Annotated in this window: 10 protein-coding genes; 7 read left to right on the top strand and 3 right to left on the bottom strand. The window is 71.8% G+C overall.

Annotated features, from left to right (window positions below):
* Nucleotides 1–532 precede the first annotated feature (532 nt).
* From purF to purM, 3 genes are read left to right on the top strand one after another with little or no spacing between them, the layout of a single operon-like run.
* Complete coding sequence (gene purF / locus ACWJ6R_RS22645) at nt 533–1,969, top strand: amidophosphoribosyltransferase (RefSeq protein ID WP_449064156.1); 1,437 nt, start codon at nt 533–535, stop codon at nt 1,967–1,969.
* On the top strand, nt 1,966–2,121 hold the full coding sequence (locus ACWJ6R_RS22640) for a hypothetical protein (RefSeq protein WP_449064155.1): 156 nt from the start codon (nt 1,966–1,968) through the stop codon (nt 2,119–2,121). Before purF ends, ACWJ6R_RS22640 begins: the two co-directional genes overlap by 4 nt.
* Nucleotides 2,118–3,143 carry a phosphoribosylformylglycinamidine cyclo-ligase gene (purM, locus tag ACWJ6R_RS22635; RefSeq protein ID WP_449064154.1) on the top strand — a complete coding sequence of 342 codons (1,026 nt, stop codon included), beginning with the start codon at nt 2,118–2,120 and terminating at the stop codon, nt 3,141–3,143. Before ACWJ6R_RS22640 ends, purM begins: the two co-directional genes overlap by 4 nt.
* 322 nt (nt 3,144–3,465) lie before the next feature.
* On the opposite strand, the gene ACWJ6R_RS22630 is transcribed toward purM, so the two are convergent.
* Together ACWJ6R_RS22630 and ACWJ6R_RS22625 are read right to left on the bottom strand one after the other, a co-directional pair.
* On the bottom strand, nt 3,466–3,699 hold the full coding sequence (locus tag ACWJ6R_RS22630) for a DUF3073 domain-containing protein (RefSeq protein WP_068902805.1): 234 nt from the start codon (nt 3,697–3,699) through the stop codon (nt 3,466–3,468).
* Between the two features lie 149 nt (nt 3,700–3,848).
* Nucleotides 3,849–4,964, bottom strand: coding sequence for a Glu/Leu/Phe/Val family dehydrogenase (locus tag ACWJ6R_RS22625; protein WP_449064153.1), 1,116 nt, complete (start codon nt 4,962–4,964; stop codon nt 3,849–3,851).
* Nucleotides 4,965–5,176: 212 nt separating this feature from the next.
* Between ACWJ6R_RS22625 and ACWJ6R_RS22620 the strand changes: the two genes are divergently transcribed.
* Nucleotides 5,177–6,034: a hypothetical protein gene (locus ACWJ6R_RS22620; protein WP_449064152.1), complete on the top strand. Its 858-nt coding sequence runs from the start codon at nt 5,177–5,179 to the stop codon at nt 6,032–6,034.
* A 320-nt stretch (nt 6,035–6,354) separates the two neighbouring features.
* On the top strand, nt 6,355–6,558 hold the full coding sequence (bldC, locus tag ACWJ6R_RS22615; RefSeq protein WP_013133571.1) for a developmental transcriptional regulator BldC: 204 nt from the start codon (nt 6,355–6,357) through the stop codon (nt 6,556–6,558).
* Between the two features lie 312 nt (nt 6,559–6,870).
* On the opposite strand, the gene ACWJ6R_RS22610 is transcribed toward bldC, so the two are convergent.
* On the bottom strand, nt 6,871–7,554 hold the full coding sequence (locus ACWJ6R_RS22610) for a TetR/AcrR family transcriptional regulator (RefSeq protein ID WP_449064151.1): 684 nt from the start codon (nt 7,552–7,554) through the stop codon (nt 6,871–6,873).
* A 157-nt stretch (nt 7,555–7,711) separates the two neighbouring features.
* On the opposite strand from ACWJ6R_RS22610, the gene ACWJ6R_RS22605 reads away from it, so the two are divergent.
* Both ACWJ6R_RS22605 and ACWJ6R_RS22600 read left to right on the top strand, forming a co-directional pair.
* Entirely contained in the window at nt 7,712–8,797 is a 1,086-nt protein-coding gene (locus tag ACWJ6R_RS22605) for a LacI family DNA-binding transcriptional regulator (RefSeq protein ID WP_449064150.1), read from the top strand.
* A 197-nt stretch (nt 8,798–8,994) separates the two neighbouring features.
* The gene (locus ACWJ6R_RS22600) at nt 8,995–9,258 is read left to right on the top strand and encodes a hypothetical protein (protein ID WP_449064149.1); all 264 of its coding nucleotides are present in this window, start codon (nt 8,995–8,997) and stop codon (nt 9,256–9,258) included.
* Nucleotides 9,259–9,560 lie beyond the last annotated feature (302 nt).

The following is a 9,560-nucleotide window of genomic DNA, read 5'->3' as shown; positions in this document are numbered from 1 at the left end:
GACCGCCGTACGGGTCGCCCGGCCCCCCCGGCGGACGGGCCACCGTACGGGTCGCCCGGTGCCGGCGGCCGGTCCGGCATCGACGGCCCATCCGGTGGGAGGTCCTCGCCCACCGGCTCGGTGGCCTGGGAGGGGACGGGAGAGAGACCCGGAGGCGGGGTCGGCGGTTCGTACCGTGACGGTCCCGAGGCCCCCGCCCCGATGGACGGGCCCTCGGCGGGGCCCGGCTCGACCCGGAACGGCTCCGGCACCTCCGGAGCCTCCGGCACGTCCGGATGCGGCGGCCTCGGCTCCTCCGGCGGCCTCGGCTCCCCCGGCTCCCGCCGCGGTTCGGGCTGATCTGGGTCCACAGGTGTCGTCACGTCCGCGCTCCCGACGCGTAGAGATGCCGGAGCCCCCACTTTCTCCCGGCCTCCACCAACGGTGCGGACCGGCGCGGCAAACCGCGGACGATCGTTCGGTCAGGGTGTGGCAAGCCGAAGCGGCGGACCCGGGGTGAGAGCAGCCGGGAGGCCGACCTAGACTGAGGCACGTGCTGAAGGGCGACGGCCAGCTGAGCCATGACCTTGACCCCCACGACCGACCCCCGAAAGACGCGTGCGGCGTCTTCGGCGTATGGGCCCCCGGGGAGGAAGTCTCCAAACTCACCTACTACGGGCTGTACGCGTTGCAACACCGCGGACAGGAATCCGCCGGCATCGCGGTCAGCGAAGGCAGCCGCATCCTCGTCTACAAGGACATGGGCCTGGTGGCCCAGGTCTTCGACGAGTCGGTGCTGGGCACCCTCCGCGGCCACCTGGCCATCGGCCACTGCCGCTACTCGACCACCGGGTCGAGCGTCTGGGAGAACGCCCAGCCGACGCTGAGCTCCACCGACGGCGGCGGGCTCGCGCTCGCGCACAACGGCAACCTGATCAACACCCGGGAGCTGGCCGAGCGCCTGGCGCCGGGCACCACCAGGGCGACCACCGACACCGAGGTGCTGGCCGCGCTGCTGGCCCAGGACCGCAGCCAGCCCGTCGAGGACGCGGCGGCCGAGCTGCTCCCCCAGGTGAAGGGCGCCTACTCCCTCGTCTTCATGGACGAGAAGACGCTCTACGCCGCCCGCGACCCGCAGGGCATCCGCCCGCTGGTCCTCGGCCGCCTGGAGCGCGGCTGGGCGGTCGCCTCCGAGACCGCCGCCCTCGACATCGTGGGCGCCACCTTCGTCCGGGAGATCGAGCCGGGCGAGCTCCTGACCATCGACGAGCGCGGCGTGCGGTCCCGCAGGTTCGCGCTGGCCGAGCCCAAGGGCTGCCTGTTCGAGTACGTCTACCTGGCCCGCCCCGACACCACCATCGCCGGGCGCGGCGTGCAGAGCACCCGCGTCGAGGTCGGCCGCGTGCTCGCCCGCGAGCACCCGGTCGAGGCCGACCTGGTCATCCCCACGCCCGAGTCCGGCACCCCGGCCGCCGTCGGCTACGCCGAGGAGAGCGGGATCCCGTACGGCCAGGGCCTGGTGAAGAACTCCTACGTCGGCCGGACCTTCATCCAGCCGTCCCAGACGATCCGCCAGCTGGGCATCCGGCTCAAGCTGAACCCGCTGAAGGAGGTCGTCGCCGGCAAGCGCCTGGTCGTCGTGGACGACTCGATCGTGCGGGGCAACACCCAGCGGGCGATCGTCAAGATGCTGCGTGAGGCGGGCGCCCGCGAGGTCCACGTCCGGATCTCCTCGCCCCCGGTCGCCTGGCCGTGCTTCTACGGCATCGACTTCGCCACCAGGGCCGAGCTGATCGCCGGCTCGCTCAGCGTGGAGGAGATCCGCGACTCCCTCGGCGCCGACTCCCTCGGGTACATCTCGCTGGAGGGCCTGACCGAGGCCACCACGATCCCCTCCGAGCGGCTCTGCCGGGCCTGCTTCACCGGGGAGTACCCCATCGCCGTCGACCGCGACAACGTGGGCAAGTACGTCCTGGAGGCCAAGGCATGAGCCCGCGCACCGGGGACACCTGGAACGCCGGGGACACCGGGGACACCGGGGACACCGCCGCGTCGCGCACGCGGCCGGCCGGAGAGATCACGCGCGTCCGGGCCGCCGCCCGCGGCGCCGAGGCCGTACGACCGACGGAGGAGGGCGCGTGACCAGTTACGCCGCGGCCGGGGTGGACATCGACGCGGGCGAGCGCGCCGTCGAGCTGATGAAGGCGAAGGTCGCGCGGTCGCGCCGGCCCGAGGTCGTCGACGACGCCAGCGGGTTCGCCGGCCTCTTCGACGCCTCGGCCCTGCTGGGCTACCGCCGCCCGCTGCTGACGACCTCGACCGACGGGGTCGGGACCAAGGTCATGCTGGCCCAGCAGCTGGGCAAGCACGACACGATCGGCATCGACCTGGTCGGCATGGTCGTCGACGACCTGGTGGTCTGCGGCGCCGAGCCGCTGTTCATGACCGACTACATCGCCTGCGGCAAGGTCGTCCCGGAGCGGATCGCCGAGATCGTGGGCGGGGTCGCCGAGGGCTGCCGCCTGGCGGGCGCCGCGCTCGTCGGCGGTGAGACGGCCGAGCACCCGGGCGCCATGGGCGCCGACGAGTACGACCTGGCGGGCGCGGCCACCGGTGTGGTGGAGGCCGACGAGATGCTGGGCCGGGACCGGGTCCGCGAGGGCGACGTGGTGCTGGCGCTGGCCTCGTCCGGCGTGCACTCCAACGGCTACTCCCTCGTCCGGCACATCATCAAGCTCGCCGGGCTCTCGCTGGAGCGCCACGTCCCGGAGTTCGGCCGGACGCTGGGCGAGGAGCTGCTGGAGCCGACCCGGATCTACTCCCTGGACTGCCTGGCGCTCGCCCGCTCGGTCGAGGTGCACGCCTACGCCCACATCACCGGCGGCGGGCTGGAGGGCAACCTGTCCCGCTCGCTCCCGCCGGAGCTGGACGCCCTGCTGGACCGGTCGTCGTGGACCCCGCCCGCGGTCTTCGACGTGCTCGCGGGACACGGCAAGGTCGCGCAGGCCGACATGGACCGCACCTTCAACCTGGGAGTGGGCATGGCGGCGGTCGTCCCCGCCGACGCGGTCGACCCGGCCCTGGCGCTGCTGAAGGAGCGGAACCTCCCCGCGTGGGTCCTCGGCGAGATCGTCCCCGGCACCGGCCGGGCCCGCTACCGCTAGGCCGTTCCCAGGGCGTCCCGGTCCCGCTACCGCTAGGGCCCCGTTCCCCAGGGCGTCCCGGTCCCGCTCCGGCGGACCCGGGGCGTCCCGGTCCCGCTCCGGCGGGTCCGGGACGCTTCGAGCCGGTCCCGGCGGCGAGGCGTACGGCGAAGCGTTCACACCGGCGGCTCCGGCCGCGAACCCGAACCCGCCCCCGGGGCACGCCTGGGATGCTCCGGACGCCGGAGCGCCCGGGAAGAACCCGGATAGACGGGGGCGGATGCGGAAAGAACGCCCGGCGGCTGACCGCCGGGCGTTCCCACCCGCTCAGTGTGCGGACCGCCTAGCGGCGGCCGGACGTCCCGTTGTCCCGGTCGTCTCCGGGGTCGAAGTCGTCGGCGTAATCGGCGTACCGATCCGCGAGATCATCGTAGGAGTCGTCAGCGTCGTCCTTGTGGACGGAGTCGTCTCTGACTCCGAGCTCGTTGCGAAGACGCTCAAGATCAGTGCCACCGCTGTTGTACTTCAGCTGGCGAGCAACCTTGACCTGCTTGGCCTTTGCTCGGCCGCGCCCCATTGGCTCGACCCCCTCGTGTGGGGTCGTGCCCGACCCCTCGTCGCTAACGCACCACGCACTGACGCCACCTGACTGAGGCGTCAGTTCTCGTTCGACTACAACCGTACCTGTTTTGCGCCCGCCTCGGTACGCCGCGGGGGCATGAGGGGCTAGCGACCTAGCCAAATGCCCCTAATCCGCCCGACTTCCGACATTCTGCGCTCGGCTAGCCTATCTGCTGCGGCAGCCGGCGGGACGCCGTCCTCCGCCGCCGTGGTGAAAATCTTGAGAGTCGTAGCGTAGATCTTCTCCGCCTTTGCCCTCGCCCGGTCCATGTCGAACCCCTGGATCTCGTCGGCGACCTGGATGACTCCGCCGGAGTTGACGACGTAGTCGGGCGCGTACAGGATGCCGCGGTCGGCGAGCTGCTTCTCCACCCCGGGGTGGGCCAGCTGGTTGTTCGCGCCGCCGCAGACGATCGAGGCCCGCAACCGGGCGACCGTCCGCTCGTCCAGCGCCCCGCCGAGGGCGCACGGCGCGTAGACGTCGATGTCGGCCGAGGTCAGGGCGGTCTGGTCGGCGACGACCTCCACCTGGGGGTGCCTGCGCCGGACGAGCTCGACCGCCCGCTCGCTCACGTCGCAGACCACCACCTCCGCGCCGTCCTCGACCAGGTGGTCGACCAGCCGGTGGCCCACCTTGCCGACGCCCTCGACCCCGACCCGCCTGCCGCGCAGCGACGACGTGCCGAAGACGTGCTCGGAGGCGGCCCGCATGCCCTGGAAGACGCCGAAGGCGGTCAGGATGGACGAGTCGCCGGCGCCGCCGTGGGCAATGGTGCGGCCGGTGACGTAGGAGGTCTCGCGTGCGATGAGGTCCATGTCCTCGCTGTAGGTGCCGACGTCGCACGCGGTGAGGTAGCGCCCGCCCAGGGACTGGACGAACCGGCCGTAGGCCCGGAGCATCGCCTCGTTCTTGTCCGTCTCCGGGTCGCCGATGATGACGGCCTTGCCGCCGCCGAGGTCGAGACCCGCCAGGGCGTTCTTGTAGGCCATCGCCCGCGAGAGGTTGAGCACGTCCGCCAAGGCGGCCTGCTCGCTCTCGTAGGGATAGAACCGGGTCCCGCCGAGGGCCGGGCCCAGGGCGGTGTTGTGGATCGCGATGATCGCGCGGAGGCCGCTGCGCTCGTCGGAGCAGAAGACGACCTGCTCGTGTCCGGCCTGGCCGCTGATCGGGTTGCTCACCGGGCTGCTGTCCTTGTGGGAGAGCCCGAAGACGTCCGTCACGGTGGTGACTCCCGTCGTCCGGTCCGCCGCTCCGTCGCGGCGGAGATCAGCCTCAGCGTAACCACAACCCGCCGACCGTGACGACCGGAGTCCGTCCCCTCTCACCTGCCGGGACGGCGCGCCGTACCCGGACCTGACCGGAGCGGGCCGGCGGGGGATCCGGCACGGGCCGGTACCGGACAAGGGCGGTCTCTTCATGGCACGATGCGAGCGTGCTGCCCTATGCCGCGTACCTCCGTGTCTATGAACCTCTGACCGCGTTCAGTCCCACCGAGCGCGTCTCATGGCAGGCCTACGCCGAGACGCCCGACCGGCCCCGGCGGGCGAGCGCGCTCCACGCCGAGCACGGTGAGGCGGTCGCGCGCCTCCTGGGGGTCCCGCCGGCCCCGGCCCCGGTCCACGAGAGCCCCAACGCCTACCTGAGGCGCGTGGACGACGTGCTGTACGTCTGCCCCTGGCAGAGCAGGCTGCGCTCGTGGCTGGCCTTCTCGCGCTTCCGCGGGACGACCCCGACCGCGGTGGCCGAGCGGTTCGTGCCGGTGTCGATCGCCGAGCAGACCGCCGACGACTTCGACCGGTTCAAACGGCGCGGCGGGGCGTCCGCGCTGCGCACCCACATCCGTACCTCGACCTGGCACATCCCGACCTCCTGGTTCCTGCCCTTCGACGGCGGCGAGCGCTGGCTGGCCCTCGACGGCGAGACCGCGGCGGGGGGGACGACCACCACCCGCAACCTGATCTACGTCACCTCCATGGCGCACGCCCGCCGCCGCGTCGCCCGCGCGCTGCAGATCCTCCGCCGCCAGGTGGGCGACGTCGGCATCACCGGGGAGGTGGAGGACGTGGCCCGCTGGCTGGAGGAGTTCCATCCGCACGCGCTGGTGGAACTGGACTACGGCGGCATCGTCAACCTGATGGACGACGAGAAGCTCCGGGCCGACCAGTCGGTGGCCGAGCTCGCCGCCGCGCTGACGGGTCTGGACACCGGACAGGAAGAACTGGCCTACGCCATGTATCAGCGTGTGATCGCCCGCTGGAGGTCAATACAACTTCTCGAATCAGCAAACTGAGTCGCATATCACCCCTCTGACCTGCATAAGTGAGGCTGTCAACGTCCGGGGACGCATCTGCGAACTGAGTAATTTGCCGTTTTCACTGCGATACCACGAAACGTGTCGCTAGAATCACCGAGCGTGACAACACGGCATGCACAAGAGAGATGAGTCGCCCTAAAGACTCGCCAATCGCTCTGTGTGGCTGTATGGTCACATCGGGTGATGCCGCATATGGTCCGAACTGCCGCACGCAAGGGACCATAGGGGGACATCCGTGACAAGCGTCAAGTCGCAGGATCGCTGTCGTCGGTCCACACGGAGGAGAGGCCGCACAAATGTCAGCTCGTACACCTGAGGCCGAGCCGCTGCTCACCCCGGCGGAGGTCGCAACCATGTTCCGCGTCGACCCCAAGACCGTCACACGGTGGGCGAAGGCGGGCAAGTTGACGTCCATCCGCACGCTGGGTGGGCACCGCCGCTACAGGGAGACCGAGGTTCGCGCGCTGCTCGCGGGGATTCCGCAGCAGCGCTCCGAGTAGGGCGGGGGCCGTACTCGGATCCGGGGGGATAACATCGCGCGCTCACCGGGAGTGTGGGCGCGTGGACCGCACAGGCTCTGTGGAGAGCGGCGCCGCCCGCCCGGCGCCGCCTCACCGACCGGCGACGCTCCGTCACCCGGTGACGCTCCGTAAACCGGTCTTCTTCCACCGGTGACGCTCCGTCAAAGGTGACACGCGAGGGTCGCTCACGCTCCGCTCACCGGCGGCCCGTCCACCGGTGACGCTCCGCCAGACCCTCTCGTCGGTCGGTGACGCTCCGTCCCCGCTCCCGGAGGCCGTTCCGGGCTCTCGTCAGAGCAGCTGGTCCCGGACCAGCTCCTCGAGGAGCCCCTCGACCTGCGGATCGTGGTTCGCGGCGACCCCGAGCAGCGCCACCATGTGGTCGACCAGCATGCGCTCCAGCGTGGACCGCTCGATGTCCCGGTGTTCCAGCCAGTCGAGGCCGGCCGTCTCGACCGAGGCGATCCACGACCGCAGCGTGATGCGCAGGGCCGGGCCCGGCTCCTCGACTCTCATCTGCCGCATGATGAGGCGGAGCAGGCGGTGCCGGACGCTGTCGACGATCTCACCGATCTCGCCGCTGCGGTTGGCCGGACCGCCCTTGAGGAGGGCGGCGAAACCCGCCGCGTGCTCCTCGACGAAGTCGAAGTAACGCTCCAGTCCCAGGGCCAGTTCGTCCATCGGACGGCCGTTCCCCTGAGGGCGCAGCCGCGCCTCCAGCTGTGCGGCGGCGCTCTTCAGCGCGGCGACGTAGAGCTCCTGCTTGCCGCCGAAGTAGTGGTAGACGAGGGCGCGCGACGCCCCGGCCGCCGAGGCGACGTCGTCGATGGAGACGTCCTCCGCGTCGTGCCTGCTGAACAGTTCCAGCGCCGCGGCCATGAGCTCCTCGCGGCGCCGGTCCACGCTGAGCCTGCGCCGCGCCGGTCGCGCGTCGCCGGACTTCTCCTGCCTGGCCGCCCCGGATCTCGAACCCACAGTGCGCACACTATCGGAGTGGGGGCGGGCGACGGCCGGGTCAAGATCCGAGTTCTGTCGCGCGAAAGCCGTACCCCATCCGGAACTCGATCGTTTTGAGTGAGAGGGCGTCAGGACACCCTCCGCAGGTGCCCACCCACCATTCCGGGGGAGAGCCATGTCAGGACCGCCGGTCAACACCACCGTCACCCGAGCCCGTGAGTTCGCCGCAGCCGTCCCCCCAGACGGCGGCGGGCCGCGCCCACGCCCCACCATCCGCAACGTCGCCGAACGAGCCGGTGTCTCCAAATCGCTGGTCTCACTCGTGCTGCGCGGATCGCCGCATGTCAGCGAGCACCGCAGGCAGGCCGTGCTGCAGGCCGCCAGGGATCTCGGCTACCGGCCCAACGCGGTCGCGCGGAGCCTGGTCGAGGGCCGCACCCACCTGGTCGGGGCGCTCGTCGCCGACCTGCACAACCCCTTCTACGCCGAGTTCCTGGACGGCCTGCAGGAGAGCCTGCACGGCGACGGGCTGCGGATGCTCATCGGCAACAGCCAGTGGGACCCGGCCTTCGAGGACGAGGCCGTCGAGGCCTTCCTGGAACTGCGGGTGGACGGGCTCGTCCTGCTCGGCATCCCACCGACCAGTGAGACGATCATCGAGGCCGCCGGATACACGCCCATGGTCGTGGTGGGCGAGCGCGACATCGACCTCGGCGGCGTGGACGTCGTCGTGGACGACGACCGGCTGGGCGCGCGCCTGGCCATCGACCACCTCGTGGAGCTGGGCCACCACCGGATCGCCCACATCGAGGGCACCCGTTCCTCCTCCGGCCGGTTCCGCTGCGAGGGCTACCTGGTGGCGATGCGCCGGCACGCGCTGGCTCCGTACATCATGGTCGAGCAGAGCGACCCCACCGAGGAGGGCGGCGCCCAGGCGGCGCGGAGCCTGCTGACCCGCGACCCCCGGCCCACCGCGATCTTCGCCGCCAACGACATGGTGGCCATGGGCGTGCTCGCCGCCGCGGCCGAGCTCGGCCTGCGGGTCCCCGAGGACCTGTCCGTCGTCGGATACGACAACACCCACCTGGCAGGTGTGCCCGCCATCTCCCTCACCACCGTCGACCAGCCCCGCCGGGCCATGGGCCGCTCGGCCGCGGCGCTGCTCAGCGACCGGATCGGCGACCCCCGCAAGGCGTCCCGCCTGCGACAGGTCACCCCCGAACTCGTCGTACGGCGCAGCACGGGCCCCGCGGGGGCATAGGAGCGCCCGCCCCGGCCGAGAAGGGCTCAGCTGAAGGGCGTGACGGGAGAGGACCTGCCGAGGCGGACTCGGCCGGAGGCCCGACCGGAGGCCCACCGGGAGGGTCAGCCCGTTTCCAGGCGGGCACCAAGGCTGGGCAAACCCTCGAAGCCGCCGAGAGCCCCTGGTGTTGACTCTGGCGTGACAAGGGGGTAACTATGCGTGATCCAGAACTGGTGTCATGCGCTCAGCGCGCCGCCTCCGAACTGGAGCGGGCCTGGGCGCAGTGGCGGAACGCCCGGGGTCGCGGCGCGGAGGCCGGGGCCGACGCCACGGCGGGTTCCGTGGCCAGCTACGTCGCCCATTCGATCGACCATCCCTGGGGACGCCCGCGCGTGGTGCTGGGCGTGGACGCCGAGGAGGCGCAGGAACTCGCCGCCCTCCTGCTGCAGCGGCAGGAGACCGGCGACCACGCCTGGTGACGGCTGGGCCGCCGAGCACGGTGATCATGCCCGGCGACCGCCCGGTGGCCGCTTGGCAGCCGCGTCCGGTGATCACGCTCGGCGACCGCCCGGTGGCCGCGTCCGGCGGCGACGGCGCCGATCACGGTGCCGGGCCGCGTAGTTTGGGGTGCCGACGGTTCCGTGCGAAGGGAAGAACGTGACCAGCAGAGCACTCGCGGCGGCCCTCGTCCTGTGCGGTCTGGGCGTCGCCGCCTGCGGCGGCGCCCCGGACGACGGCGCGGCGGGCCCGGTGAGCCCCGCCACCAGCCCGGCCGACCTCG

The organism is Planomonospora algeriensis, from assembly GCF_977012225.1.
The sequence above is the reverse complement of the archived record's forward strand: the minus strand, read 5'-3'. Positions and strand labels throughout refer to the sequence as shown.